Source organism: Blastococcus sp. SYSU D00868, from assembly GCF_054050575.1.
The window spans coordinates 69344-95560 of sequence record NZ_JBJGZO010000006.1 but is presented as its reverse complement, the minus strand read 5'-3'; the positions used below and the strand labels follow the sequence as shown (position 1 = coordinate 95560).

The window sequence follows — 26217 nt, the reverse complement described above, 5'->3', positions numbered from 1 at the left end:
GGGGATCGACAACCCCCGGCCGGCATTGATAACGGCAGCATAACCGCGGCGGCGGTGCCGGACGGGGTGACGGAGCGGTTCGACACCCCATCCGTCACATGCTGCCCAGGGGTGCCTCGGCGGGCCCCGACGCGGGCGCGGGGGCGACCCGGCCCCCTTGTTACCGTGCGCCGCGTGACTGTGCGGGAGGACACCTCGGCGCCCCCGCTCCCGGGATCGCTGGACCTCGTGGGCCGGCTGATGACCGCCTACGCGGCCCGCCGCCCCGTCCGCCGGGTCGCGGTCGTGGGCAACGCGCCCGTGACCCCCGACCCCGCCCGGGCGCGCGCCATCGACGAGGCGGACCTGGTCGTGCGGGTCAACGGCTTCGCGCTCGACACGCCGGCGGTCCCCCGCGGGCTGGGCACCCGGGCGGACGTCGTCGTCGTGCAGTGGCTGCTGCACGCCACGCCGTGGGTCTTCCAGGACTACCGGTCGCGGCTCTACCTCTACAACGAGCCGGGTGCCATGTACTTCGACGGCGAGCGGCTGCCCCGCTGGTGGCCGGCCGACCTCGGCCTCCTCCCCGTGCCCAACCGGGAGATCACCCGCCCGCTGTCGCGCGCCCTGGGCTTCGACCTGGCCCAGCCGCGCTGGGCGACGACCGGCACGGTCGCGGCGTACCTCGCCCGCACCGTCTTCCCCGACGCGCGCCTGCTGCTGGCCGGCTTCTCCTTCCTCGGCGCCGCGGCGCCGGACGGGTGGGACCACGCCTACGGCGGCACGGCGCTGCTGACCGACGACCACGTGATCGACGCGGAGGCCGCCTTGCTGCGCAGCTGGATCGACGACGACCGGGCGGAGTTCCTCCCGTGAGCCGCGTACGCCGGGTCGTGGACCCGGTCCTCGGCGCGGCCCGCGGGCACCGGGCCTGGGGCTCGCTGCAGCGCAAGCTCGACCACGTCGTCGACGTGCGGACCCAGCCCGAGCGCGACGCCGTCGCCGCCCGGCTGGAGGCGCTGGAGCGGGCCGACGCCGGACTGCGGGCGGAGCTGGACGAGGTCCGGCGCTCGGTCGCGGAGCGCGCCGAGGCGCTGGCCGCCGACGTCCGGCGGCTGGAGGAGCGGCTGGCCGACGAGGTGCGGCAGGTGCACGAGGCGGTGGGCGCCCTGCGCGACCAGTACGGCGAGGTCACCTTCGACCTCAACCGGCTGGGCCCGCAGCTGGCCGCCCTCGAGGTCCGCGTCGCCGACCAGGCGCGACCCGACGTCCCGCTGGAGGCCGGCTCGGCCGACGAGCTGGTCGAGGCCCGCCGGCTGGTCGACGAGGTGCTGCGCGAGCACGAGCGGATCCGGGTCCGGTTCAGCGGGCTGGCGCTCTACGAGGAGCGGCTCCGCCGGCTGGAGGCCGCGCGCTGGCCCGGCGCCGGGAACGGTACCGACAACGGGAACGGGCACGCGGAGGCCGACGGCGCCGGCTCCGCCTGAGTCCTGCAACGGCCACGGGCCCCGCTCACGTGTCGTGAGCGGGGCCCGTGGCCGTTCCGGGGTGCGGTCAGCCGGTGTGCGTGGTGACCGTCCCGTCCGCCGCGGCGAGCAGGTAGCCGCCCTGGAAGTCGGTCCGGCGCCCCTCGGGGACGGTGCGGGTGTCCGCCGTCGGGAAGCCGAGGGCCGACGCCGGCCCGCCCATCTGCGCGTAGGTGGCGGCGGCGGGCGCCATGACGACGCGCGCCCCCGTGGCGGCCGACCAGTAGATGCTGCCGTTGCTGAAGGCGGTGGACCGCCCGCTGCCGACGACGGTGTCGTCGCCGGTCGGGTAGCCGAGCGACCCGCCCTGCGCGCCCAGCTGCCGCCAGCGGGTCAGGACGTCGCCCGCGACGACGTGCGCACCGGTGGCCTGGGACCAGTAGATCGAGCCGCGCTGCAGGTCGACGTAGGCGCCGTCACGCGAGCTGGTCGGCCCGTCGTGCATGGTCGGGAAGCCCAGCGCCGCCGGCCCGCCCGCGGCCCGGTACCGGGCGTCGAGCGCACCGCGGACACCGCGCGCCCCGGTCGCCTGCGACCAGTAGACGGTGCCGTTGGCGAAGGTCGTCTCGTAGCCGCCGGCCACCGCGGTGTCGTCGCCGGTCGGGAAGCCCATCGGCCCGCCCTCGAGGCCCAGCTCCCGCCAGGTCGCCAGGATCGCCCCGCGGACGACGTGCGCGCCGGTCGCCTGCGACCAGTAGAGCGAGCCGCCCTGCAGGTCGACGTACGCGCCGCCGCCGGTGCGGGTCGGCCCGTCGTGCATCGTCGGGAAGCCCAGCGCCGCCGGCCCGCCCAGCGCCCGGTACTTCTGGTCCAGGGCCCCGCGCACGCCGCGGGCGCCGGTGGCCTGCGACCAGTAGATGGTGCCGTTGGCGAACGTCGTCTCGTTGCCCCCGGCCACCGCCGTGTCGTCGCCGGTCGGGAAGCCCATCGGGCCACCCTCGGCGTTGAGCTGGCGGAAGGTGGTCAGGATCGCCCCGCGGACGACGTGCGCCCCGGTCGCCTGCGACCAGTAGATCGCCCCGCCCTGCAGGTCGACGTAGGCGCCGCTGCCGGTGCGGGTCGGCCCGTCGTGCATGGTCGGGAAGCCCAGCGCCGCCGGCCCGCCCGCGGCCCGGTAGCGGGCGTCGAGGGCACCGCGGACACCGCGGGCGCCGGTCGCCTGCGACCAGTACAGGGTGCCGTTGACGAAGCGCGTCTCGAAGCCGCCGGCCACCGCCGTGTCGTCACCGGTCGGGTAGCCCATCGGCCCGGACTGGGCGCCGAGCTGGCGCCAGGTGGTCAGCACCGCGCCGCGGACGACGTGCGCCCCGGTCGCCTCGGTCCAGTAGAGCGAGCCGCCCTGCAGGTCGACGTACGCGCCGTCGCCGGAGCTGGTCGCGCCGTCGTGGACCGTCGGGAAGCCGAGCTTCGCCGGGCCGCCGAACGCCTCGTACTTCTGCAGCAGCGCGCCGCGGATGACGCGGGCCCCGGTCGCCTCCGACCAGTAGATCGTGCCGCCGGAGAACCGGGTCCGGAAGCCGCCGGGCACGCCCTCGTCGTCCGCGGTCGGGTAGCCGAGGACGCCGGCCTGCGCCCCCAGGGAGCGCCACATGTCCAGGATCGCGCCGCGGACCAGGTGCGTGTCCGTCGACGGCGACCAGTAGATCGCCCCGCCCTGGAAGTCGTTGTAGAAGCCCGTGCCGAACGCGGCCGCGGTGTCGTCGTTCGTCGGGTAGCCGAGCGCGAAGGTGCCGCCCATCGACAGGTACTTGGCGAGGATCGCGCCGCGGACGGAGTGCGCCCCGGTCGCCTTGGACCAGAGGATCGCCCCGCCCTGGTAGTTGCGCCAGCAGCCCCCACCGGGCAGGCCACAGTCCGTCTCGGAGATCGGCGCACCCAGGTCCACGCCCGAGGCCTTGAGCTGGTCGTACTTGTCCAGCACCGCCGCGCCGCCCGAGGTCTGGGTGCTGCCGAACCAGTCGACGAAGTACCGGAAGAAGTTCCGGTTCCCGTACGCCGAGCAGCTGTCGCCGAGGCCGTAGGGGTTGGCGAGCGCCGCCGCGTTCGGCGTGTAGGGCGTGTAGATGTACAGCGCCGCCGTGGCCTGGTTCTGGATGTAGATCGAGGCCCGCCCGCAGTCCCTGTCCAGGTAGTTGAACTTCTGCGAGTCCTCGGGCCGTGACGGCGCGACCTGGTAGCCGATGCTGTTGGTGATACCGGCCCGGTACTTGTAGTTGCCCGGGTTCTGGCGGTACCGCTGCAGCTGGTTGGCGGCGCTGTAGACCTGGTTGGAGAAGCCGTAGTACAGGCTGTCGCAGGCGGCGGTGTCGGGACAGCCGAAGCCCATCGCCGAGCGATAGGCGTTTCCGCTGGGGGTCCCGGTGACCAGCCCCTGCTCCTTCTGGAGCATGACCAGGATGACCTGCGGGTTGATGCCGCAGGAGCGGGCGACCTTGTAGATGATCGTCGCGGCGCTCTCGTTCGGCGCGCCCGTGTACCCGGCGCAGCGGGGGTCGGCCGCTCTGTTCTGGGTGTTCTCGCGGTAGCCGGAGAGGCAGTTGGACGTGCAGCGGCCGTCCTGGGCGTCGAGGAAGGCCTGGATCTTGCCGGCGTCCATGGTCGACGTGTCGTAGAAGACGCCGTCGGTGATGATGTTGCCCGGGTTGAACTGCGCCATGTCGGCGATCTCGCGGACGTCCTCGTCCGGTCGCGGCGCCGAGCCCGTGACCAGGGTCAGCGCCAGGCCGAGGCCCAGCAGGCCGACGAGGACGAGGCGCAGCCGGGGCAGGCGGAGCCGGGCCCTCACGGCACGACCACCGAGAACGGCGCGGACTCCCCCGTCGCCCCGGCGGACGCGTAACCGAGCACGGCCTCCCAGGGGCCGGGGGCGAGCTCCTCGGCCGCGATGCGCACCTCCGCGCAGTCGGTCGTGGTGGCGTCGGCGGAGGCGACCGACTCACCGGTGAGGACGACGCCGTTGTGACTCAAGGTCAGCGTGCAGGTGCCGCCGTCCTCGATGACGTCGGGCACGTAGCCGCCGGCGACGAACGCCGAGGCGATGGGGTCCCAGGCGGAGTAGGTCGGGACGACCGTCACCTCGACCGGGCCCGCGGGCGTGCTGGGGGCAGCCGAGCTGCTGTCGTCCGCGCCGTCCGTCGCCGGCACGGTCTGTCCCGTGCCGTCCGTCTCGTCCGTCTCCTCCGCCGCGGTCGGCGAGGTGGCCGCCGGGGGCGTCGTCGACGAGGCGGACTCGGAGGTGTCGTCGTCCCAGCGCGAGGTCAGGAACACGGCACCGCCGGCCACGGCGGCCGCCGCCACCAGGGCGACGACCGCGACCACCCGACCGCGGCGAGGGCCCTTGCGGGCACGGGCACGAGACATGGGGCGACTCCCGGTCGACTTGCTGGAGGGGTGCAGGGCCGGCCTTCGACCGGCCCCCTGCCGTTCTGTATCGGGGAGGCTACGGGTTGTGATCGTCTGTTTCGGGGACCCGGCGCGACACGGCGCCGCGCCGGGTCACGACACGGTGTTCGTCGCGCTGTTCCAGGTGAGGGAGCCGTGCTGGAAGTCGGTGCGCTGCCCGCCCGGGACGGCGTAGGTCGACCGGGTCGGGAAGCCCAGCGGCGACGCGCTGCCGCCGCGGGCCCAGTAGGCCGCCGCCGTCGGCCCGACCACCGCGCGCGTCCCGGTCGCGGCGGAGTGGTAGACGTCCCCGCCCTGGAACCGGACGACGAAACCCCGCCGGTCGGCCGTGGCCGCATCGCTGGTCGTCGGGAAGCCGAGGACGCCGGTGGCGCCGCCCATCGACTGCCAGGTCGACAGGATCGAGCCCCGCACGATCTGCGTGCCGGTCGTGGGCGACCAGTAGATGTCGCCGCCCTGGAACCGGACGTAGGCGCCGCGGCCGTCGGCGGTCGGCGTGTCCGACGTGGTCGGGAAGCCCAGGTAGCCGGTCGCCCCGCCCTGCCCCAGCCAGGTGGCGAGGATCGAGCCGATCACGACCCGGGTCCCGGTGGACGGCGACCAGTAGACGTCGCCGCGCTCGAACCGGACGAACGCGCCGCGGCCGTCGGAGGTCAGGGTGTCCGAGGTCGTCGGGAAGCCGAGCGGGCCGGTGGCCCCACCGGTGGCCAGCCAGGTGTCGCGGATCGCCCCCCGCACGTACCGGGTGCCGGTCGTCGGCGACCAGTAGACGTCGCCGCCCTGGAACCGCACGAACGCCCCGCGCCCGTCCGCGGTCGCCGCGTCCGAGGTCGTCGGGTAGCCGAGCCAGCCGGACACCCCGCCCTGGCCGAGCCAGGTGGTCAGGATCGAGCCGGCCACGATGCGGGTGCCGGTGGACGGCGACCAGTACACGTCCCCGCGCTCGAAGCGGACGTACGCGCCGCGGCCGTCGGCGGTCGGCGTGTCCGACGTGGTCGGGAAGCCCAGCCAGCCGATCGCCCCACCGGTCTGCAGCCAGGTCGTGAGGATGGAGCCGCGCACGATGCGGGTGCCGGTCGTCGGCGACCAGTAGATCTCCCCGCCCTGGAACCGCACGAACGCCCCGCGGTTGTCGTTGGTCGCGGCGTCGGAGGTGGTCGGGAAGCCCATCCACCCGGCCGCGCCGCCCGCCGCCCGCCAGGCCTCGAGGATCGACCCGCGGACGATCCGCGGGCCGGTGGCCGCCGACCAGTACACGTCGCCGCGCTCGAACCGGGTGTAGAAGCCGTTGGCCCCAGGGGTGGCCGCGTCGCTCGAGGTGGGGAAGCCCAGCCACCCGATCGCCCCGCCGGTCTGCAGCCAGGTCGCCAGGATCGCGCCGCGCACGGTCTGCGTGCCGGTGCCGGGCGACCAGTAGATCTCGCCGCCCTGGAAGCGCACGAACGCCCCGCGGGAGTCGTTGGTCGCGGCGTCGCCCGTTGTCGGGAAGCCGAGGTAGCCGGTCGGGCCGCCCTGCTGCAGGTAGCTCTGCAGGATCGAGCCGCGGACGACACGCGCCCCCGTGGCCGGCGACCAGTACACGTGCCCGTCCTGGAAGCGCACGTACGCGCCGCCGGCGGTCTGGGTGTCGTCGGAGACCGGCGGGCCCATGCCGGCCGGCCCGCCGGCCGCGAGGTAGGCCTGCAGGATCGCCCCGACCACCACGCGCACGCCGCCGGCCGCGGACGAGTAGATCCGGCCGTTGCGGTACTCCTGCCAGGTGACGCCGTTGACGGTCTGCTCCGTGCCGACCGGCGCGCCGAGGAAGGCCCGCAGGCCCGGGTCGCTGTCGTAGCGGGTCCCGATCGGCCCCCGGGAGGAGGCCAGCCGGGAGGCGACCTGCTCGCGGATCTCGCCGAGGCGGGAGTACCCCTGGGCGCCCGGGCAGGAGGTGTTGCCGACGTCGCGGTGGCCGAAGATCGTCGGCAGGGTGACCCGCGCGCCGGCCGGGTAGCGCGAGGTCCCGCCGCCGCCGGCGGTGAACGTGGTGGTCGCGCGGGGGTCCACGCCGTGCAGCGAGAACTTCCAGGCGATGATCCCGGCGACGGCGTCGGTCACCGCCTGCGGGACGGCGACGGTCTCGTAGGTGCCGAGCATCGAGACGCCGAACGTGCCGGTGTTGAAGCCGATGGCGTGGGCGCCGACGACCGGACGGGCCAGCCCGCCGTAGCGGCCCTCCCACAGCCGGCCGAACTTGTCGACGACGACGTTGTAGCCGATGTCGCCCCAGCCGCGGCTGACCGCGTGGTAGCGGTAGATCGACCGCATCATGGCCGGCACCTGGTCGGCGGTGTAGTTGTTCGTGTCGGCGGTGTGGTGCAGCGTCGCCGCCCGGGTCGTGCCGGCGTACTCGGGGTCCCAGCCCATGATCGTCTCGTCCGCACCCCACTGCGCCCGGGAGTAGACGGCGGGCATCGACATGGCGGCGTCGGCGGTGTCCTGGATCTCCGGGGTGGTCAGCGACGTGTCGGCGGCGCTCTCCCCCGGGTCGACCAGGTCGAGCTGGACGTCGGTGGGCTGCGCCCCGGACCGGGTGACGACCTCGGCCTCGACGGCGGTGCTCGGGCCGGTCCACAGCGGCGCGCTGCCGCCGCGCACCTCCCCGCCGTCGGCGCCGGGCTCCTGCTCGGCGTCGTCGATCGCGACCTCGGTCCACTCGCCCCAGGCGCCGTCGGCCCCGCGGACCCGGATCTGCACGACCGTGTCGGTGACCGCCGGGTCGTTCGCCCAGGTCACCCCGACCAGCGAGAACTCCTCGACGTCGACGGCGCTGACGGTGAGCGCCGGCGTCGTCGGCGGCACGCCGGCCACCGGGTCGGTGGTGCCCTGCTGCACCTCGGCCTCGGGGGCGGGGTCGGCGACCGACCCCATCGGCACCTCCTCGGTGGAGGTCTCCACGGGCTCCGGCTGCGGACCGGGGTCCGCGTAGACCGGCAGCACGAGGATCACCGCGCTCATGCAGAGGAACGCGAGGAGTCCGACGACGAGACGACGCACAGCGAGGGTCCTCCGGGGGGAGCGAGGAGGGAGCGGGCGCGGTGGCTCCCGCTCCCGGGAGGATCGACCGGCCGGCCCTGACTGTTGAGCCGGGCGGCCGGGTGATCGGCGGCCGACGACGGGGGCCGTCCGCGGGTGAGCCGGGTCGCGCACCGCTCCCCGTGCGGAACGGCCGTCCCACCCGCCCCACGGGCCCGCGGCGTCACGGCTGTCCCGGTTAGCGTGTAGGGGCGGGGCCGGCCCCCCTCTGGCGACTCCGCCCGTCCCCGCCGGCCCGCGACGACGTGTCCGACGCGCTCTCGACGCGCACCCGCGGACGACGAGGAAGGGAACTCCCCCGTGCCCAACGCCCCCCTGGTGGTCGCCGAGATCGGCTGCAACCACGCCGGTGACCTGGAGCTGGCCAAGCGCATGGTCTCCATCGCGGCCAAGTTCTGCGAGGTCGACGCGGTCAAGTTCCAGAAGCGGAACAACCGGCAGCTGCTCTCCCCCGAGCAGTACGACGCGCCGCACCCCAACCCGATGCACAGCTTCGGCGAGACCTACGGTGCGCACCGCGAGTTCCTCGAGTTCGACATGGCCCAGCACGAGGAGCTCAAGGAGCACTGCGAGGCCGAGGGCGTCGTCTACTCGACCTCGGTGTGGGACCCCGACTCCGCCCGCGAGGTCGCCAAGCTCGACCCGGAGTTCATCAAGGTCCCCTCGGCGACCAACCTGAACCTCGAGGTGCTCGGCATCCTCACCGACGAGTACGGCGGCGGGATCCACCTCTCGCTGGGCATGACCACCCGCGCCGAGGAGGAGCAGATCGTCTCCTTCCTCGACGGCCGCGGCCGGCTGGCCGACGTCACGCTCTACGCCTGCACCTCCGGCTACCCGGTGCCCTTCGACCAGCTGGCGCTGCTGGAGATCCGCCGGCTGTGCGAGGCCTACGGCGACCGGGTGCAGCGGATCGGCTTCTCCGGCCACCACCTGGGCATCGCCGCCGACGTCGCAGCGATGGCGCTGGGCGCCACGGCCATCGAGCGCCACTTCACCCTCGACCGCACCTCCAAGGGCACCGACCACTCCGCCTCGCTGGAGCCGGACGGGCTGCGCAAGCTCAAGCGCGACACGGTCAACGTCAGCAAGGCGCTGACCTACAAGGCCGAGGAGCTGCTCGAGGTCGAGAAGGCGACGCGGGAGAAGCTCAAGTGGACCGACGGCCTCTGACCGTCGTCGTCCCCGCGCGCGGGGGCAGCAAGGGCATCCCGCGCAAGAACCTCGCCGTCGTCGGCGGCCGTCCGCTGATCGCGTGGACGGTCGCCGCGGCGTGCGGGGCCGCGGTGGACCGGGTCGTCGTCTCCACCGACTCCGCGGACATCGCCGCCGTCGCCGCCCTCTACGGCGGGCGCCGGGTGGAGGTGCACGAGCGCTCGGCGGAGTCGGCCACCGACACCGCCAGCAGCGAGTCGGTGCTGGTGGAGGCCGTGCGCGACCTCGCGGTCACCGGCGACGTGGCGCTGGTGCAGGCGACCAGCCCCCTGCTGACCAGCGCCGTCCTGGACGAGGTCGCGGCCCGGCTGGCCACGCACGACAGCGCGCTCACCGTCGTCCGCCGGCACGCGTTCCGCTGGGTCGGCGAGGACGGCGCCGGGCGCGCGCTGAACTACGACCCGGCGGCGCGCCCGCGCCGGCAGGACTGGTCCGGCGACCTCGTCGAGACGGGCGCGGTGTACGCGACGTCGGTCGACCGGCTGCTCGCCACGGGCGTGCGGATCAGCGGCCGGATCGGCCTGGTCGAGACCGGCGAGGCCGAGTCCGCCGAGATCGACACGCCCACCGACCTGGTGGTCGCCGACGCCCTCCTGCGCGCGCGGGGCCTGCGCCCGGCGAAGGCGGTGCCCGGGCCGGTGCGCCTCGTCGTCGCCGACGTCGACGGCGTGCTCACCGACAACGGCCTGACCTACGGGACGGTCGCCACGGAGACCAAGACCTTCTCCGCCCGCGACGGCAAGGGCTTCCAGCTGCTGCGCGAGGCCGGGGTGCGCACCGCGCTGCTGACCTCCGAGCGCCACCCCAGCGTCAGCGAGCGCGCGCAGAAGCTCCGCGTCGACGACTGCGTGCTGGGCTCGACCGACAAGCTCGCCGACCTGGTCGCGCTCGGCGAGCGCCACGGGGTGCCGCTGGCCGAGATCGCCTACGTCGGCGACGACGTCCACGACGTGCCGGCGATGGTCGCCGCCGGGGTGGCCGCCGCCCCGGCCGACGCCCGGCCGGAGGCGAAGGACGTCGCCGACGTCGTGCTGCCCGCCGCCGGCGGGGCCGGGGCCTTCCGCGCCCTGGCCGACCACCTGTTCGCCCGGCACGTCCCGGCCGGCGGCCCGCGCTGACGGCGGCGCGGGTCCCCCGCTGCCCCGCTCGTCCCAGGCGTCCCGTGTCGGAGCCCGCGCTCCCGCTGGGGCGCCGCGGGCGCGCCTAGCCTGGACGGGCCCCCACACGTCCGCGGCCCGTCCCGGCCGCCGCGGGTGACGGAGGGGTCCCGCGCACCCGTGACCGTCCCGGGGCGCGCGGGTGACCAGCACAGGGGAGGACGCATCCGTGAGCCCGAAGAAGCCCGTTCCGCCCGGCGATCCCGGCGACCGGCCGCTGCCGGCGCGCCTGGACCCGCGGCTGGGCCGAGCCGGGTCGGGCCGCTCCTCCCGGGCCGAGGGCGCCGACGGGGACGCCGGCGGCCGCCGCGCCGTTGACCACCGCGCTTCCGACCACCGTGCCGTCGACCACCGTGCCGACCGTGGCGCCGACCGGCCCGCCGGCCGCGGGGCTCCCCGCCGCGGCACCGGGCGGGTCACCGTGGTCGCGCGCGTCCTGGCCGGCGTCCTCTCCGTCGCGCTGCTCGCCACCACGGGCTGGAGCTGGTACCTCGGTCAGGTCGCCGAGGCCTCGGTCAACCGCACCGACGCCATCCCGGACTCCGGCAACGAGGACGCCGGCGAGGCGCCGGAGGCGATGAACATGCTGCTGGTCGGCAGCGACAGCCGGGCCGACCTCACCGAGGAGCAGCTGGCGGAGCTCAACGCCGGCACCGACTCGGGGCTGAACACCGACACGATGATCCTGGTACACGTCCCGGCCGACGGCTCCCGGGCGTCGTTCGTCTCCTTCCCCCGCGACTCCTACGTGCAGATCCCGGGTCACGGCTGGGACAAGCTCAACGCCGCCTACGCCTACGGCTACAACGCGACCGACGAGTCGATGCCCGAGGCCGAGCGCCAGGCCGGCGGGGCGCAGCTGCTGGTGCAGACCATCAGCGAGCTCACCGGGCTGCAGATCGACCACTACGCCGAGGTCGACCTGCTCGGCTTCTTCCAGCTGAGCAGCGTCGTCGGCGGCGTCGAGGTGAACCTGTGCGAGGCGGTGGACGACCGCGCCTACTCCGGCGCCGTCTTCCCGGCCGGCCCGCAGACCATCTCCGGCGCCGACGCGCTGCGGTTCGTCCGGCAGCGGCACGGCCTGCCCCGCGGCGACTACGACCGGATCATCCGCCAGCAGGTCTTCATGGCCGGGGTGATGCGCAAGATGCTCTCCGACGACGTCCTGCTCGACCTGGGCAAGCAGCGCCAGCTCGTGGAGGCCGCCTCGCAGGCTCTCACCGTCGACCAGGACCTGGACCTGTTCGCGCTCGCCGACCAGATGCAGTCGGTGACCGAGGGCAGCATCGAGTTCCAGACCGTCCCCTACGTCGGCGACGACCGGGACGACGACGGCCGGGCGATCATCCGGCTGGAGGACGAGGACACGCTGCACGCGTTCTTCGCGGCGCTGTCGGCCGAGCCCGAGCAGCCCGAGCCCCAGCCGACGGAGGCGCCGGCGACCGTCGACCCCGCCACGGTGAGCGTCGAGGTGCTCAACGGCTCGGGCACCCCGGGCCTCGCGGCCGGCGCGGCCGAGGAGCTGACCGCGGCCGGCTTCCAGGTCGCCGGCACCGGCAACGCCGACGACGCCGACCACGACCGGACCCTCGTCCGGTACGCCTCCGGCGACGAGGCGCTCGCGGCCACGGTCGCCGCGCAGGTCCCCGGCTCGGTGCTCGAGGCCGACGACACGCTGACCTCCGGCACCGTCCAGCTCGTGCTCGGCTCGGACTTCAACGGCGTCGGCGTCGCCACCACGGCGCAGCCCGCGCCCGGCGAGGTCGCCGGCGAGGACCTGCGCACGGCGCAGGACACCACCTGCATCAACTGACCGCCGTCCCCTGACCGCCGCCCCCTGACCGCAGCGCTCCCCCCGGACGCCGTCCCCTCCGGCGGCGTCCGGGCCTCCCGGGTCGCCGGTGTCCCGTGCGTCCCAACCGTCCCGTGTCGCGCGCGCGGAGGCCCCGCCGCCGCGGCGGGCCCCCTAGCCTGCCGACACCTCCCGCCGCCCCGCCGGCTCCGGCCGCTGCCGGCGGGAGGACACGGGGAGACACGGGAGGAGACCTGCGTGAGCCCGAGAGAGCCCGCCGGGTCCGGCGACCGCTCGCTGCCGGCCCACCTGGACCCGCGGCTGGGCCGGTCCGGCTCCGGGCGCGACTCCCGGCCCGAGCCCCGGGCGGGGAGCCGGCGGGACGCCGTCCGCGCCGACGGCCGGCCCCGCACCCGGCCGGTCACCGTCGCGGCCCGGGTGCTGGCCGGCCTGCTCTCCCTGGCGCTGCTGGCCACCACGGGGTGGAGCTGGTACCTCGGCCAGATCGCCGAGGCCTCGGTCAACCGCACCGACGCGATCCCCGACTCGGGCAACGAGCAGTCCGGCGACGCGCCCGAGGCGATGAACCTGCTCCTGGTCGGCAACGACAGCCGCGCGGACCTGACCGAGGAGCAGCTCGTCGAGCTCAACGCCGGCACCGACTCCGGGCTCAACACCGACACGATGATCCTGGTGCACCTGCCGGCCGACGGGTCGGGCGCGTCGTTCGTGTCGTTCCCCCGCGACTCCTACGTGCAGATCCCCGGCTACGGCTGGGACAAGCTCAACGCCGCCTACGCCTACGGGTACGGCGCCGTCGACGACACGCTGCCGGAGAGCGAGCGGCAGGCCGGCGGGGCGCAGCTGCTGGTGCAGACGATCAGCGACCTCACCGGCCTGCAGATCGACCACTACGCCGAGGTCGACCTGCTCGGCTTCTTCGAGCTCACCAGCATCGTCGGCGGCGTGCAGGTGAACCTGTGCGAGGCCGTCGACGACCGGGAGTACTCCGGCGCCTACTTCCCCGCCGGCCCGCAGACCATCTCCGGCGCCGACGCGCTCGCGTTCGTCCGCCAGCGGCACAACCTCGGCGAGGACGGCCGCGGCGACTACGACCGGATCATCCGCCAGCAGGTCTTCATGGCCGGCGTGCTGCGCAACATGGTGTCCAGCAACGTGCTGTTCGACCTCGGCCGGCAGCGGCAGCTCGTGGAGGCCGCCTCCCGGGCGCTGACCGTGGACCAGGACCTGGACCTGTTCCAGCTCGCGCAGCAGATGCAGTCCGTGCAGCTGGACCGGATCGTCTTCCAGACGGTGCCCTACATCGGCAACGAGCGCGACGACCAGGACCGGTCGATCATCCGGCTCGAGGACGAGGAGACGCTGCACCGGTTCTTCGCGCAGCTGTCGGCCGAGCCGGAGGAGCCGGGCGGGGAGCCCGCGGAGCCGCCGGCGACCGTCGACCCCGCCACGGTGAGCGTCGCGGTGCTCAACGGCTCGGGTGTCTCCGGCCTGGCCGCGAGCGCGTCCGAGGAGCTCGCCGCGGCCGGGTTCCGGATCGCCGAGACCGGCAACGCCGACGACAGCGACCACACCCAGACGCTGGTGCTGCACGCCGCCGGGGACGAGGCCGCGGCGGCCACGGTCGCCGCCGCCGTGCCCGGCGCCGTGACCCGGCTCGACGGGTCGCTGGAGGCCGGCACCGTGCAGCTCGTGCTCGGCTCGGACTTCAACGGCGTCGGGGTGGCCACCACCCCGCAGCCGGCGCCCGAGGAGGTCGTCGGCGAGGACGTGCGCACCGCCGACGACACGAGCTGCATCCGGTAGGACGGCCGGCGCCGTCCCCCTCGCGGGGGCCCGCCGCGAGCCCGCGAACGGGGGGGCGTTCTCGGCCACGTCCAGAGGCTCGCGCCGAGCGGAGCGAGGCGGGAGGGGGACGTGGTCCTCGCCTCAGATGGGCAGCTTGCGGAAGACCGCGCGGGGCGTGTGCCGCAGCCCGCTCATGACCCAGCGCATGGCGCCGGGCACCCAGACGGTGTGCCGCCCCTTCCGGACGCCGGTGACGATCGCCTCGGCCACGGCCTCCGGCGTCGTCGCCAGCGGCGCCTCCGGCAGGCCCTCGGTCATCTTCGACCGCACGAAGCCGGGCCGGACGACGAGCACGGAGACGCCGGTGCCGGCCAGGGAGTCGGCCAGGCCGCTGAAGAACGCGTCCACCCCGGCCTTGGTCGAGCCGTAGACGAAGTTCGACGCCCGGGCCCGCTCCCCCGCGACGGAGGAGAGCGCGACGATCGCGCCGTGGCCCTGCGCGCGCATCCGCTCGGCCAGGACGGTGCCGACGACGACGGGCGCGACGTAGTTGACCCGGGCCAGCGCGGCGACGGCGTCGGGGTCGTGCGCCAGCCGCTCCTGCTCGCCGAGCTGCCCGAAGGCGACGACGGCGACGTCGACGTCCCCGCCGGCGGTGGCCTCGGTGACCATCCGCTCGGGCGACTTCGGGTCGTCGGCGTCGAAGTCGACGACCTCGACGGTCGCCCCGGCGGCGCGCAGCTCCTCGGCCACGGCGGTGCGCCGGGCGCTGTCGCGCGCGGCGAGGACGACCCGCAGCGGCCGCTCCTGCAGGTAGCGGCGGGCGGTCGCCACCGCGATGTCCGACGTCCCGCCGACGAGCAGCAGGGAGCCGACGGAGCCGAGCGCGTCGATCACAGCGGGAGCCTCACAGTTCCAGTCGGCGGGCGAGGTCGGAGGTGAAGACGCCGTCGGGGTCCACGCGGGCGCGGACGGCCCGGAACTCCGCCAGCCGGGGGTACATGCGGGCGAAGACCTCGGGCCGGACGCGGGAGTCCTTGGCCAGGTAGGTCCGCCCGCCGACCTCGACCACCTGCTCGTCGAGCTCGTCGAGCAGCCGGGCCAGGCCCGCGACGACGGGGATGTCCAGCGCGAGCGTCCAGCCCGGGGACGGGTAGGACAGCATGCCGGGGTTGCCCTCGCCGAACCGCTTGAGCACCGCCAGGAACGAGGCGTGCCCGGAGGTGGCGATCCGCTCGAGCACCCGGCGCATCGTCTCCTCGTGCCCGAACGGCACGGTGACCTGGTACTGCACGAAGCCACGGGGGCCGTAGATCCGGTTCCAGGCGCCCACCCCGTCCAGCGGGTGGAAGAACGTCGGGATGCTCTGCAGCTGGTCCCGCTTCCGCTTCGGCGCCTTGCGGTACCAGAGCTCGTTGAAGGCCGACACCGTGGCGACGTTGAGCAGGCCGGGCGGGAAGACGTCGGGCACCGAGAGCTTCACCGAGCCGGAGTAGCGCAGCGGGTCGGCCTGCCGGCGCGCGGGCAGCTCGTCGCGCCGGGCGAACCGGCCGCGGGTGAGCACCGAGCGGCCCATGCGGGCACCCTTGGCGACGCAGTCGATCCAGGCGACCGAGTAGTCGTAGAGGTGGTCGGTCTCGGCGAGCAGCGTCATGAGCGCGTCGAGGTCCGGCGTGCGGTCGGTGTCGACCAGGCACCGCGAGGTCTCGATCGGCTTCATCCGCACCCGCGCCCGCAGGATCACGCCGGTCAGGCCCATGCCGCCGGCGGTCGCCCAGAACAGGTCGGGGTCGGCGTCGGGGCCCACCCGGCGCACCTGGCCGTCGGCGGTCAGCAGGTCCAGCCACCGCACGTGCTGGGAGAAGCTGCCGGCGACGTGGTGGTTCTTGCCGTGGATGTCCGCGGCGATCGCCCCGCCGACGGTGACGTAGCGGGTGCCGGCGGTGACGGGCACGAACATGCCGAGCGGCACGAAGAGGTTCATCAGCCGGTCGAGGGAGATGCCCGCCTCGACCTCGACCTCCGCGGCGGCCAGGTCGACGTCCAGCACCCGGTCCGAGCCGGTCATGTCGAGCACGTGGCCGCCGGCGTTCTGCGCGGCGTCGCCGTAGCTGCGGCCCAGCCCGCGGGCCACCACGCCCCTCGGGGCGCCGGAGCCGCGCGCCTCGGTGAGCACCTTGCGGACCTCGGCCTCGTCGTGCACCCGGTCCAGCAGGGCCGGGGTGGGCGCGGTGCGCCCCCAGCCGGTGAGCGTCGTGGGCTCGAGGTCAGACACCGTAGACCCCCAGGGCCATCGTCGCGGCCCAGATCACGCCGAGGGTGAGCAGCACGCGGTCGCCGAGGACGATGTCCTCCGGCGCCCCGGCCGCGCCCTTGTCGACGTCCCGGGCGTACAGCAGGAAGGCCAGCACGAACGGGGCGATCGAGATCAGCGACCAGGGAGCGCCCTCCTGGGTCTCCCCCATCTCGAACGCCCACAGGCTGTAGGCGGTCAGCGCCACCCCGGCCGACAGGCTCCACACGAAGCGCAGGTAGCTGGCCGAGTACTCCTGCAGCGTCTTGCGGGTGGCGGCGGCGTCCCCGATGAGCACGAGTTCGGAGTAGCGCTTGCCGGCCACCATGAACAGCGAGCCGAAGGCGGCGACCAGCAGGAACCACTGGGAGAGCGCGAGCCCGGCGGCGACGCCGCCGGCGATGCCGCGCAGCAGGAAGCCCGAGGCCACGACCGCGAGGTCGATGACCGGCTGGTTCTTGAGGAACAGGCAGTAGCCGAGCTGGATGACCACGTAGCTGCCCAGCACCCAGGCCAGCGCCGGGCGGGTGAGCAGCACGGCGACGACCAGCGCGACGGCGAAGAAGACCACCGCCATCGCGATCGCCAGCGCCTTGGGCACGACGCCGGCGGCGATCGGCCGGAACCGCTTGCGCGGGTGCCGCCGGTCCTCCTCCACGTCGATCGTGTCGTTGACGAGGTACACGCCCGAGGCGGCCAGGCAGAACAGCACGAACGCGACCGCCGTGGGGCCCAGGACGTCGGGCTCGAGGACCTTGCCGGCGGCCAGCGGCGCGGCCAGCACGAGGACGTTCTTCGCCCATTGGCGCGGCCGCCAGGAGCGCACGACGCCCCAGGCGAAGGTGCCCCGCCAGCCGGGCAGGCGCGGGGCCAGCGGCGGCGGGGACGCCGGCTGCGCGGGGGGCGCCGGCGGCTGCGCGGGAGTCGCCGGCGGCGCCGGGGCGCCGGCCGGGACGACGGCGTCCGGCGGGGCGGACCCCGGGGGGCCGGGCTGGGAGATCGTCACGGTCACGCCTTCCTGCCGTCGAGCCGGGCCAGCCGCCGCCGGACGACGGCCGCGGTGCCGGCGCCCAGCGCCGCCCCGGAGACGACGTCGGACGGGTAGTGCACCCCCAGCAGCACCCGCGACACCAGCATCGCGCCCGCGACGCCGGCCATCGGGAGGCGGCCGACCATCGGCCCGAAGCCCACCGCGGCCGCGGCGGTCGAGCAGCTGTGCGCGCTCGGGAACGACAGCCGGCTCGGCGTGCGCACCAGGGCGGGCACGTCCTCCAGCTGCGGCCGCACCCGGCGGACGACGCGCTTCACCACGACCCCGGCGGCGTGCGCCGCCACCACCCCGGCGGTCCCGGCCGCCCACTCGGCGCGGCGCCGGCCGGACAGCCAGCCGGCCGCGCCCAGCGCGAGCCAGCCCAGGGCGTGCTCGCCGAAGTGGGACAGGCCCTGGGCCAGGGGGACGGCGGGGGTCGACCCCAGCGTCCGCCGGGTGCTGCGCAGCAGCGCGTGGTCCAGGCGGGCGAGCGGGGACCCACCGCCGCCGGGTGTCGCAGTCATCGCGAGGAACTGTAACCGTGTCGTGACCCCGCCACCGGCGGCTCGGAGGCGCTTCCGGCCCGACCGGGGCACTCTCGTGCGGTGAGCTCCTCGCGACCACCCACCCCGTCCGGCCTCCTCGACGCGACCGTCCGCCGCGCGGGCGCGGCGCCGCTGCTCACGCACTACGACGACGTCGCCGCCTCCCGGGTGGAGCTGTCGGCGGCCACCTTCGCCAACTGGGTGGCCAAGACCGCCAACCTGCTGCAGGAGGAGTTCGACGTCGGGCCGGGCAGCCGGGTCGCCGTGGTGCTGCCGGCCCACTGGCAGACCGCCGCCGTGCTGATGGCCGCCTGGGGCTGCGGCGCCACCGTCCTGGAGCCGGCCGCCGAGGACGACGGCGCCCTCGCCGACGCCGACGTCGTGCTGGCCGACCAGGGCCGGCTGCCCCCGCTGGAGGAGCTGGACCTGCCCGAGCTCGTCGGGCTGTCGCTGCACCCGCTGGGGCTGGGGATGGCCGGCTACACCGGGCCGGCCCGCGACTACGCCGTCGAGGTCCGCACCCACGGCGACGTCTTCACCCCCTGGCAGCAGCCCGACCCCGCCGCGCTCGGCCTGGTGGTCGGCGGGCTGGAGCTCACCCTCGCCGGCCTGGTGGAGACCGCGACCGAGCTGGCCGGCCGGCTGGACCTGCAGGCCGGCGACCGGGTGCTCGTGGACACCCGCACCGCCGCCGAGGCCGGTCCGGTGGCGTGGCTGCTGGCGCCGCTGGCCGCGCAGGCCTCCGTCGTCCTGGTGACCGCGCCCGACGTCTCGCGGCTGCCCCGGCGGGCCACGGATGAACGCGTCACGGCTACGCTCGGCACCAAGATCGAGGGCATCCGCGAGCTGGGCCGCCCCGCCTGACGCGGGTGCCGGCCGGCTCCCATCCGACGGACGGTGGATCGGCGCATGGACAAGGTGGTGGCCTCCGCGCGCGAGGCCGTGGCGGACGTCGGGGACGGCGCGACGCTGGCCGTCGGCGGGTTCGGCCTCTGCGGGGTCCCGATCAACCTGATCGACGCGCTGCTGCAGGCCGGCGTCCGGGACCTCACCACGATCTCCAACAACTGCGGCGTGGACGACCAGGCCCTCGGCGTCCTGCTGTACGCCGGGCGGATCCGCAAGACCATCAGCTCGTTCGTCGGCGGCAACAAGGAGCTGGCCCGGCTGTACCTGACCGGCCAGCTGGAGGTCGAGCTGACCCCGCAGGGCTCGCTGGCCGAGCGGCTGCGCGCCGGCGGCGTCGGCATCCCGGCCTTCTACACCCCCACCGGCGTCGGCACGATGGTCGCCGACGGCGGGATCCCCGTGCGCTACGACGCCGACGGCAACGTCGTCGCCACCTCCAGGCCGAAGGAGGTGCGCGAGTTCGACGGCCAGCAGTACGTGCTGGAGACCGCGCTGACCGCCGACTTCGGCCTGGTCCGCGCCGCGATCGGCGACCGGCACGGCAACCTGGTGTTCCACGAGTCGGCGGCCAACTTCAACCCGCTGGCCGGCATGGCCGGGCGGATCACGATCGCCGAGGTCGAGCAGCTCGTCGAGCCCGGCGAGATCCGGCCCGAGCACGTCCACCTGCCCGGCGTCTTCGTCGACCGCGTGGTCGAGGTCGGCACCGAGGGCAAGGGCATCGAGAAGCGCACCACCCGGCCCCGCCCCTCGGCCGGCACGCCGGCCGCGGCGGGCGAGGAAGCAACCGAGGAGCAGGCCCGATGACGCTGACCCGCGACCAGCTCGCCGCCCGGGTGGCCCAGGAGCTCACCGACGGCTCCTACGTCAACCTCGGCATCGGCATGCCGACGCTGGTGCCCAACTTCGTCCCCGACGGCGTGCACGTGGTGCTGCACTCGGAGAACGGCGTCCTCGGCGTGGGCCCCTACCCGTTCGAGGGCGAGGAGGACCCGGACCTGATCAACGCCGGCAAGGAGACGGTGACGATCCTGCCCGGCGCCAGCTTCTTCGACTCGTCCATGTCCTTCGGGATGATCCGCGGCAAGCACCTCGACGTCGCCGTCCTCGGCGCCATGCAGGTCAACCCCCGCGGCGACCTGGCCAACTGGCTCATCCCCGGCAAGATGGTCAACGGGATGGGCGGCGCGATGGACCTCGTCCACGGCGCCCGCAAGGTGATCATCATGATGGAGCACGTCGCCCGCGACGGGTCCCCCAAGCTCGTCGAGGAGTGCACCCTGCCGCTGACCGGCAAGGGCTGCGTGGACCGGGTCGTCACCGACCTGGCCGTCGTCGACGTCACCCCGGGCGGCTTCGTGCTCCGCGAGACCGCGCCGGGCGTCGAGGTCGACGAGGTGGTCGCCGCCACCGGCGCCCCGCTCGCGGTCGCCGACGACGTGGCCACGATGTCGCTCCCCGCCTCCGTCTGACCAGCGGGCGCCCGCCGGTGACCTTCTCCGTCGTCGCGCGCGACCCGGCGACCGGGGACGTCGGCATCGCGGTCTCCTCCTGCATCCTCGCCGTCGGCCGGGCCGTGCCGCGGGCCCGCCCGGGCGTCGGCGTGGTCGCCGTCCAGGCCCGCAGCCCGCGCGGGCTCGGCGGGGTGCTGCTCGCCGGGCTCGCCGAGGGCACGCCCCCGGCCGACCTGGTCCGGCGGGCGGCGCACGCGCCGGCCGAGGACGCCGACCGGCAGCTGGCGGTGCTCTCGGTGACCGGCGAGGTCGCCGCCGACACCGGCCCCGGCGCCTTCCCGGTCAGCGGGCACATCGTGGCCGAGGCGGTCAGCGTGCAGGGCAACATGCTCGCCTCCGACGCGGTGCTGCCCGCGATGCTGCACGCCTTCACGGTCACCGCCGGCGCGCTGCCCGACCGGCTGCTGGCGGCCCTCTCCGCCGGCCAGGACGCCGGTGGCGACCTGCGCGGCCGGCAGTCCGCGGCGCTGCTCGTGGTCGGCGGCGAGCCGGAGACCGAGGAGGACGACGGCGTGCGCGTGGACCTGCGCGTCGACGACTCCGGCGACCCGGTGGCGCAGCTGCGCATGCTGCGGAACCTGCAGCGGGCCTACGAGGACCGCGACTACGACCTGCTGGCGCTGTTCGCCCCCGAGGGCGCCCGCGACCTCTACGCGGCGCTGGCCGCCTCCCGCCGAGGAGACCGGGCCGCCGCCCGGGGCGCGCTGGAGGCGATGCGGTCGCGGCCGGGCTGGTCGGCGTGGCTCAGCGCGATGGCCGGCGACGGGCGGCTGGCCGCGGTCACCCGGCTGCTCGACTGATCGGGCGGCCCGCTCAGAACCCGAGCTCGGCGAGGGCGGCGGCGAGCTCGGCCGCCATCTGCGCGTAGCCGTCGTCGTCGGGGTGCAGGCCGTCGGCGAACAGGCCGTCGGAGGGCTGCAGCCACTCCTCGGCGACCGGGTCCACGAACGGCAGGCCGGCCGCGACCGCGGAGTCGCGGACGGCGTCGCGGATCGCCCGCACCCCGGCGGGGTCGACGACCGGCGCGGCCACCGGGCCCACCACGACCAGCCGGCTGTCGGGCAGCGCCTGCGCCAGCTCGGCGAACAGGTCCGCGGCGGCGGCCCGCACCTCGTCCGGGGCCTGGCCGACGTCGTTGGTGCTGCCCTGCACCACCACGACGTCGGGCCGGGCGGCGGCGACCTCGTCGACCCGCCCGCCGAAGGGCTCCATCCAGTACGCCACCCCGCGGGCGACGTAGCCGGTGCCGGACTGGCCGGCGCCGCGCGCCGACCAGCCGAGCTCCTCGGCGGCGAGGGTGACGTACCCCTGGCCGCCGAGGCCGACGGTGTAGGAGTCGCCGAGGAAGACCGCGACCGGGCTGCCGGGGCCGGCGTCGACCGACGCCTGCGGCTCCGCGGTCGGCTCACCGGCCGCCGGGCTCGACCCGGCCGGCGGCGACCCGGTCGCCGCCCCGGACGCCGCCGAGCAGCCGGCGAGCCCCGCGGCGGCCAGGACGGCGACGAGCGCGCGCCACCCGCCCCTGCCGGAACGCCCCATCGGTCCCCCTCCTCGTCCGCGGCGGGGCCGCGGTCAGCTGCGGCCGGCGCGCACGGGCTCGGCCGGCGCCGTCCGCTCCAGCGCGGCGCCCTCGACGTCGAGCTGCGGCAGCCAGCCCAGCCGGCGCGGCAGCCACCAGGCCCGCTCCCCCAGCAGCGCCAGGGCGGCGGGCACCAGCACCATACGGACCACGAAGGCGTCGAACAGGATGCCCATGGCCAGCGCGAAGGCGATCATCTTGATCGTCGCCTCGCCGGCGGGGACGAAGCCGGCGAACACCGAGAACATGATCAGCGCGGCCGCCACGACGACGGGGGCGGCCTGCCGGAAGCCGGTGCGGATCGCGTCGAGCGGCCGGGCGCCGTGGCTGTGCGCCTCGTGCATCCGCGACACCAGGAAGATCTGGTAGTCCATCGCCAGGCCGAACAGGATCCCGATCACCAGGATCGGGGCCAGGCTGATCAGCGGGCCGGTGTCGTCGAGGTTGACGACGTCGGCCAGCCAGCCCCACTGGAAGACCGCGACCGTCGCGCCGAGCGAGGCGCCGACGGTGAGCAGGAAGCCCAGCACGCCGACCAGCGGCACCAGCAGCGAGCGGAAGACCAGCACGAGCAGCACCAGCGCGAGGCCGACGACCAGCACCAGGTACACCGGCAGCGCCTCGTCGAGCGCCTGCGCGACGTCCACGCTGACCGCCGTCTGGCCGGTCACCGACACCTCGACGCCGTCCAGGTCGCCGAGCTCGGCGCGCAGGTCGGCGACCAGCTGCTCGGTCGCCGGGTCCGACGGGCCGGACTCGGGGATGACGTTCAGCGTCGCCGCCGTGCCGTCGGTCGTCGCCTGCCCGGGGACGGCGCGCGCCACGTCGTCGGTGCCGGCGACCGTCTCCACCGCCTGCTGGGCGGCCGCCGCGGCGCCGTCGCCCTCGAAGAGGACGACGAGCGGGCCGTTGAAACCGGCTCCGAAGCCCTCGGCGAGCAGCTCCTGGGCGCGGGCCTCGGTGGACCCCTCCGGCGGGTCCTGGACCAGCGTGGTCTGCATGGAGGCGAACGGGATCGCGATCGCGCCCAGGGCCAGCACGGTGACCACCAGGGAGAGCACCCGCCGCCGGGTCACCGCGGCGACCCACCGGGCGAGCGCGCCGCGGCCGCGCGGCGGGGCCCCGGCGCCGGCCGCGCGCTGCCGGCGGGGCAGCGCGCGCATGCCGAGGAGGCTCAGCACGGCGGGCACGAGTGTGAGCGCCACGAGGACGGCGACGACGATGGTCGCCGCCGCGGCGATGCCCATCTGGGTGAGGAACGGGATGCCGACGACCGAGAGGCCGGCCAGGGCGATCACGACGGTGAGGCCGGCGGTGACGACCGCGGAGCCCGCGGTCCCCACGGCGGTGCCGATCGCGCTGCCGACGTCCGCGCCGCGGCGCAGCTCCTGCCGGTACCGCGTGATGATGAACAGGGCGTAGTCGATGCCCACGGCCAGGCCGAGCATCGCGGCCAGGATCGGCGTCGTGGAGGACAGGTCGACGAACCCGGTGGCGATCGTGACGCCCAGGACGCCGATGCCGACGCCGACCACCGCGGTGAGCAGGTTCATCCCGGCGACGAGCAGCGAGCCGAAGGTGACCGCGAGGACCACGAGGGCCACGACGACGCCGACCACCTCGGCCGGGCCGCCGACGTGCGGCGGCGCCTGCACCGCCTCACCGCCGACCTCGACGGCCAGCCCGGTGTCCGCGGCGTCGGCGACGGCGGCCAGCAGGGCGTCCCGCTGCTCGGGGGTCACCTCGCCGGGCTGCGCGTCGTAGCTGACGGTGCTGTAGCCGATGGTCGGCTGCGCCGAGTTCACAGCCGGGTTCTGCGGGTCGAACGGGTCGGTGGCCCCGGTGACGCCGGGCAGCTCCCCCAGCGCGGCGACCGTCTGCGTGACCGCGGCGGCGTTGTCCGGCGTCGCCAGCGTCTCGCCGTCCGGGGCGGCGAACACCACCCGGGCCGTGGCGCCGCCGGCCGCGGAGCCGAAGCGCTCGTCGATCCGCTCCAGGGCGTTGGTCGACTCCTGGCCGGGGATGGAGAAGCTGCCGGTGGTCTCGCCGGAGAGCGTCACGGCACCGACGCCTCCCCCGACGAGCAGCACCAGCCAGACGAGCACGACCGGCAGCCGGTGCCGGTGCGAGAGGGCCCCGAGTCGGGACAACAGGACAGCCATGCGGGATCAGGCCTCCACCTGGTGGGGTGCGGGGAGAGGGGCGGCGGGACGGCGGTGGCCGAGCGCGTCGAGACAGGTGGCGACGATGTGCGGCCGCCACGCGGTGGTCGCGTCCTCGGCGTGGGCCGCCAGCGTGAGCACGGCCAGGGCGGCGAGGGCTCCGACGACGCGGACGAGCCGCTCGGGCTCCGCCCTCTCCTGATCGACGCCGAAGGCGCGCAGCACCTCCGCGCTCGCCGCCGCCGGCTCCTCGGGAGCGGGCCTGGGGTCGGTGGCCGGGGCGAGCATCAGCGCGACGATGCCGGGGTGGGCCAGGGCGAGGTCCACGAGGATCTCGAGGGCCCGCAGGTCACGCTCGCGGCCCGGCGGGAGGTCCGCCACCGCGCCCCCGACCCGGCGCCCCATCCCCTCGGCGTGCGACAGCACGGCCTCGTACAGCGCGTCCTTGCTCGGGAAGTGGTGCAGCAGCCCCGCCTTGGACAGCCCCACGGCGGCGGCCACGTCCTGCACCGACGTCTTCGCGAAGCCCCGGCGGGCGAACAGCGCCGCGGCGCGGTCGAGGATCCCCTCGTCCACCTGCTGCCGGAACGGTCGCGCCACGCCTCCACGGTAGGCGTGACCGACCGATTCGGTCGGTAAACCGGCCGAAGCGGTCGGGTGAGGTGGGTCACCCGCCGCGCCCGAACGCGTGGCCGGTGGGTTTCATCACGGTTTGGCAACACGCCGTGTCGAACTGCCCGGTTCGCCAGAAGTGATCTGCGTCACGACGACAGTCGACATGACGACTCGTAGCGTCTTGGCTGCGCTCCGCACAGAGGGCGTGACGGCCGGGCCGCCCAACCCTGCCCACCGGCCGTCTCCGACATCCCTTGGGGCAGGGGTGGGGGACCCACCGGTTCCACGGCGTGCACGCACGCCTCGGGGTGAAGCCGCAGCACGCGGCCGGGCACCGATCGCCCGAACCCGACAGCTCACCTCACCGGCGGTGATCGGAGATCACAGCACCCGTGTCCAAGCACCGCGCAGCCCGTTATGTCCGCACCAAGAAGGCCCTCTCCCGGGCGCCCATCGCCGCCGGCGCCACCCTCATCGGGCTCGGCGTCCTCGGCACCCCGGCGGCCCAGGCCTCCCCCACCACCCCCGACCACACCGGCGGCGAGACCCACGAGCGGCCGCACACCTGGGCCGACTCGTCGTCGGCCTCCCCGGAGACCTACCGGGACACCACCGACACCTACGGCCGGCACGCCGCCCCCGACGGCACCTACACCGTCGAGCGCGGTGACACCGTCTCGCGGATCGCCGCCTCCTTCGACCAGCCGTGGCGCGAGCTCTACCAGCGCAACGTCGTGGTCATCGGCGCCGACCCGAACCGGATCTACCCCGGGCAGGTGCTCGCCCTGACCGGCGCGGCGCCCGAGGCCCCGGCGACGACCGGCCCCGCCGGCGACTCGGCCCCGCTGGCCGAGACGACCGCCGAGGCCGCGCCGGCCCCGGAGGCGGCTCCGGCCCCCGAGGCGGCGCCGGCCCCGGCCCCCGCGCCCGCCCCGGCGCCGGTCCCCGCGCCCGCCCCGGCCCCGGCCCCCGCGCCGGCTCCGGAGCCCGCTCCGGCGCCCGTCGCCCAGGTCGCCTCGGCGATCGCGCACATCAGCAACACCGCCGGCGCGATCAAGCCGCAGGCACAGAACGCCGCGAACGCGGTGGTGTCCAACGTCCCGGGCGCCGCGTCCATCACCCTCGGCGGCACCCGCGCCAGCGCGGTCGACCCGGGCGGCCACCCCTCCGGCCTGGCCATCGACTACATGGTCATGTCGAACGCCGGCCTCGGCGACGCGATCGCCCAGTACCACCTGGACCACTGGGACGAGCTCGGCGTGGAGTACGTCATCTGGCAGCAGCGGATCATCACCTCGCCGGGCGGCGCCTGGAAGGCGATGGAGAACCGCGGCAGCGCGACCGCCAACCACTTCGACCACGTGCACGTGAACTACCGGGGCTGAGCCCGGCAGCACTGCGCGACGACGGCCGCCCGGTCCCTGGACCGGGCGGCCGTCGTCGTCCCGCGGCGGGCGCCGGCCAGGTCGCGTCGGCGGCGTCGCGCACCTGCTGCGCGGTGGCCGCCCAGCCGGCCAGCAGCGCGCGCCCGTCCTCGGCCGGGGTGCCCGGCTCGGCGGTGTGGTGCGGCCGCCTGTCGCCGGTGGGGGGCGTGGCCGTACCCCCAGGGACCCGA

General features: G+C 75.4%; 21 protein-coding genes and 1 riboswitch. Of the genes, 11 read left to right on the top strand and 10 right to left on the bottom strand.

Features of this window, described 5'->3' with window-relative positions:
• Positions 1-174 precede the first annotated feature (174 nt).
• Positions 175-855, top strand: a complete 681-nt coding sequence (locus ACI79F_RS07495; protein ID WP_456547342.1) for a hypothetical protein — start codon at positions 175-177, stop codon at positions 853-855.
• On the top strand, positions 852-1466 hold the full coding sequence (locus ACI79F_RS07490; RefSeq protein WP_456547341.1) for a hypothetical protein: 615 nt from the start codon (positions 852-854) through the stop codon (positions 1464-1466). Before ACI79F_RS07495 ends, ACI79F_RS07490 begins: the two co-directional genes overlap by 4 nt.
• Positions 1467-1533: 67 nt before the next feature.
• Here the strand turns inward: ACI79F_RS07490 and ACI79F_RS07485 are convergent, their stop codons facing one another.
• The 3 genes from ACI79F_RS07485 to ACI79F_RS07475 all read right to left on the bottom strand — a co-directional run bounded on the left by ACI79F_RS07485 (position 1534) and on the right by ACI79F_RS07475 (position 7904).
• On the bottom strand, positions 1534-4290 hold the full coding sequence (locus ACI79F_RS07485) for a hypothetical protein (protein ID WP_456547340.1): 2757 nt from the start codon (positions 4288-4290) through the stop codon (positions 1534-1536).
• Entirely contained in the window at positions 4287-4865 is a 579-nt protein-coding gene (locus ACI79F_RS07480) for a hypothetical protein (RefSeq protein ID WP_456547339.1), read from the bottom strand. The genes ACI79F_RS07485 and ACI79F_RS07480 overlap by 4 nt, the downstream gene beginning before the upstream one ends.
• A 135-nt stretch (positions 4866-5000) precedes the next feature.
• Positions 5001-7904: an N-acetylmuramoyl-L-alanine amidase gene (locus ACI79F_RS07475; protein WP_456547338.1), complete on the bottom strand. Its 2904-nt coding sequence runs from the start codon at positions 7902-7904 to the stop codon at positions 5001-5003.
• 378 nt (positions 7905-8282) lie between these two features.
• Between ACI79F_RS07475 and ACI79F_RS07470 the strand changes: the two genes are divergently transcribed.
• From ACI79F_RS07470 to ACI79F_RS07455, 4 genes are all read left to right on the top strand, one after another.
• Positions 8283-9155, top strand: coding sequence for an N-acetylneuraminate synthase family protein (locus ACI79F_RS07470; protein WP_456547337.1), 873 nt, complete (start codon positions 8283-8285; stop codon positions 9153-9155).
• Positions 9137-10315, top strand: coding sequence for a cytidylyltransferase domain-containing protein (locus ACI79F_RS07465; RefSeq protein ID WP_456547336.1), 1179 nt, complete (start codon positions 9137-9139; stop codon positions 10313-10315). The genes ACI79F_RS07470 and ACI79F_RS07465 overlap by 19 nt, the downstream gene beginning before the upstream one ends.
• A 208-nt stretch (positions 10316-10523) precedes the next feature.
• Positions 10524-12167 (top strand): LCP family protein, encoded by a 1644-nt coding sequence (locus ACI79F_RS07460; protein WP_456547335.1) that lies wholly within the window; start codon positions 10524-10526, stop codon positions 12165-12167.
• Between the two features lie 237 nt (positions 12168-12404).
• A complete protein-coding gene (locus tag ACI79F_RS07455) occupies positions 12405-13973 on the top strand; it encodes an LCP family protein (RefSeq protein ID WP_456547334.1) in 1569 nt (522 codons plus the stop codon).
• 123 nt (positions 13974-14096) lie between these two features.
• Here the strand turns inward: ACI79F_RS07455 and ACI79F_RS07450 are convergent, their stop codons facing one another.
• From ACI79F_RS07450 to ACI79F_RS07435, 4 genes are read right to left on the bottom strand one after another with little or no spacing between them, the layout of a single operon-like run.
• On the bottom strand, positions 14097-14852 hold the full coding sequence (locus ACI79F_RS07450; RefSeq protein WP_456547333.1) for a decaprenylphospho-beta-D-erythro-pentofuranosid-2-ulose 2-reductase: 756 nt from the start codon (positions 14850-14852) through the stop codon (positions 14097-14099).
• A 10-nt stretch (positions 14853-14862) separates the two neighbouring features.
• The gene (locus ACI79F_RS07445) at positions 14863-16230 is read right to left on the bottom strand and encodes an FAD-binding protein (RefSeq protein WP_456547332.1); all 1368 of its coding nucleotides are present in this window, start codon (positions 16228-16230) and stop codon (positions 14863-14865) included.
• On the bottom strand, positions 16223-17254 hold the full coding sequence (locus ACI79F_RS07440; protein WP_456547331.1) for a decaprenyl-phosphate phosphoribosyltransferase: 1032 nt from the start codon (positions 17252-17254) through the stop codon (positions 16223-16225). The genes ACI79F_RS07445 and ACI79F_RS07440 overlap by 8 nt, the downstream gene beginning before the upstream one ends.
• Before the next feature lie 2 nt (positions 17255-17256).
• Positions 17257-17802, bottom strand: coding sequence for a phosphatase PAP2 family protein (locus ACI79F_RS07435; RefSeq protein ID WP_456547330.1), 546 nt, complete (start codon positions 17800-17802; stop codon positions 17257-17259).
• An 81-nt stretch (positions 17803-17883) separates the two neighbouring features.
• Here ACI79F_RS07435 and ACI79F_RS07430 point away from each other — a divergent pair, with 81 nt between their 5' ends.
• Genes ACI79F_RS07430 through ACI79F_RS07415 form a run of 4 tightly spaced genes read left to right on the top strand, consistent with a single transcriptional unit; the run spans position 17884 to position 21046 of the window.
• Positions 17884-18687: a TIGR03089 family protein gene (locus ACI79F_RS07430; RefSeq protein ID WP_456547329.1), complete on the top strand. Its 804-nt coding sequence runs from the start codon at positions 17884-17886 to the stop codon at positions 18685-18687.
• A gap of 45 nt (positions 18688-18732) precedes the next feature.
• Positions 18733-19539, top strand: coding sequence for a CoA transferase subunit A (locus tag ACI79F_RS07425; protein ID WP_456547328.1), 807 nt, complete (start codon positions 18733-18735; stop codon positions 19537-19539).
• Positions 19536-20204 carry a CoA transferase subunit B gene (locus ACI79F_RS07420; RefSeq protein WP_456547327.1) on the top strand — a complete coding sequence of 223 codons (669 nt, stop codon included), beginning with the start codon at positions 19536-19538 and terminating at the stop codon, positions 20202-20204. Before ACI79F_RS07425 ends, ACI79F_RS07420 begins: the two co-directional genes overlap by 4 nt.
• A gap of 17 nt (positions 20205-20221) precedes the next feature.
• Entirely contained in the window at positions 20222-21046 is an 825-nt protein-coding gene (locus tag ACI79F_RS07415) for a DUF1028 domain-containing protein (RefSeq protein WP_456547326.1), read from the top strand.
• A 13-nt stretch (positions 21047-21059) separates the two neighbouring features.
• On the opposite strand, the gene ACI79F_RS07410 is transcribed toward ACI79F_RS07415, so the two are convergent.
• From ACI79F_RS07410 to ACI79F_RS07400, 3 genes are read right to left on the bottom strand one after another with little or no spacing between them, the layout of a single operon-like run.
• Positions 21060-21785, bottom strand: coding sequence for an SGNH/GDSL hydrolase family protein (locus ACI79F_RS07410; protein ID WP_456547325.1), 726 nt, complete (start codon positions 21783-21785; stop codon positions 21060-21062).
• Positions 21786-21818: 33 nt separating this feature from the next.
• Complete coding sequence (locus ACI79F_RS07405; protein ID WP_456578892.1) at positions 21819-23987, bottom strand: MMPL family transporter; 2169 nt, start codon at positions 23985-23987, stop codon at positions 21819-21821.
• 6 nt (positions 23988-23993) lie between these two features.
• Positions 23994-24587 carry a TetR/AcrR family transcriptional regulator gene (locus tag ACI79F_RS07400; RefSeq protein WP_456545785.1) on the bottom strand — a complete coding sequence of 198 codons (594 nt, stop codon included), beginning with the start codon at positions 24585-24587 and terminating at the stop codon, positions 23994-23996.
• A gap of 247 nt (positions 24588-24834) precedes the next feature.
• Positions 24835-24987: riboswitch (cyclic di-AMP (ydaO/yuaA leader) on the top strand.
• 7 nt (positions 24988-24994) lie between these two features.
• Here ACI79F_RS07400 and ACI79F_RS07395 point away from each other — a divergent pair.
• Positions 24995-25987, top strand: coding sequence for a LysM peptidoglycan-binding domain-containing protein (locus ACI79F_RS07395; protein ID WP_456545786.1), 993 nt, complete (start codon positions 24995-24997; stop codon positions 25985-25987).
• Positions 25988-26217 lie beyond the last annotated feature (230 nt).

Coding starts and splice junctions, on each gene's coding strand:
- ACI79F_RS07405 (WP_456578892.1), bottom strand. CDS start 23,987: ATGGCTGTCCTGTTGTCCCGACTCGGGGCCCTCTCGCACCGGCACCGG.
- ACI79F_RS07435 (WP_456547330.1), bottom strand. CDS start 17,802: ATGACTGCGACACCCGGCGGCGGTGGGTCCCCGCTCGCCCGCCTGGAC.
- ACI79F_RS07425 (WP_456547328.1), top strand. CDS start 18,733: ATGGACAAGGTGGTGGCCTCCGCGCGCGAGGCCGTGGCGGACGTCGGG.
- ACI79F_RS07480 (WP_456547339.1), bottom strand. CDS start 4,865: ATGTCTCGTGCCCGTGCCCGCAAGGGCCCTCGCCGCGGTCGGGTGGTC.
- ACI79F_RS07410 (WP_456547325.1), bottom strand. CDS start 21,785: ATGGGGCGTTCCGGCAGGGGCGGGTGGCGCGCGCTCGTCGCCGTCCTG.
- ACI79F_RS07420 (WP_456547327.1), top strand. CDS start 19,536: ATGACGCTGACCCGCGACCAGCTCGCCGCCCGGGTGGCCCAGGAGCTC.
- ACI79F_RS07475 (WP_456547338.1), bottom strand. CDS start 7,904: ATGAGCGCGGTGATCCTCGTGCTGCCGGTCTACGCGGACCCCGGTCCG.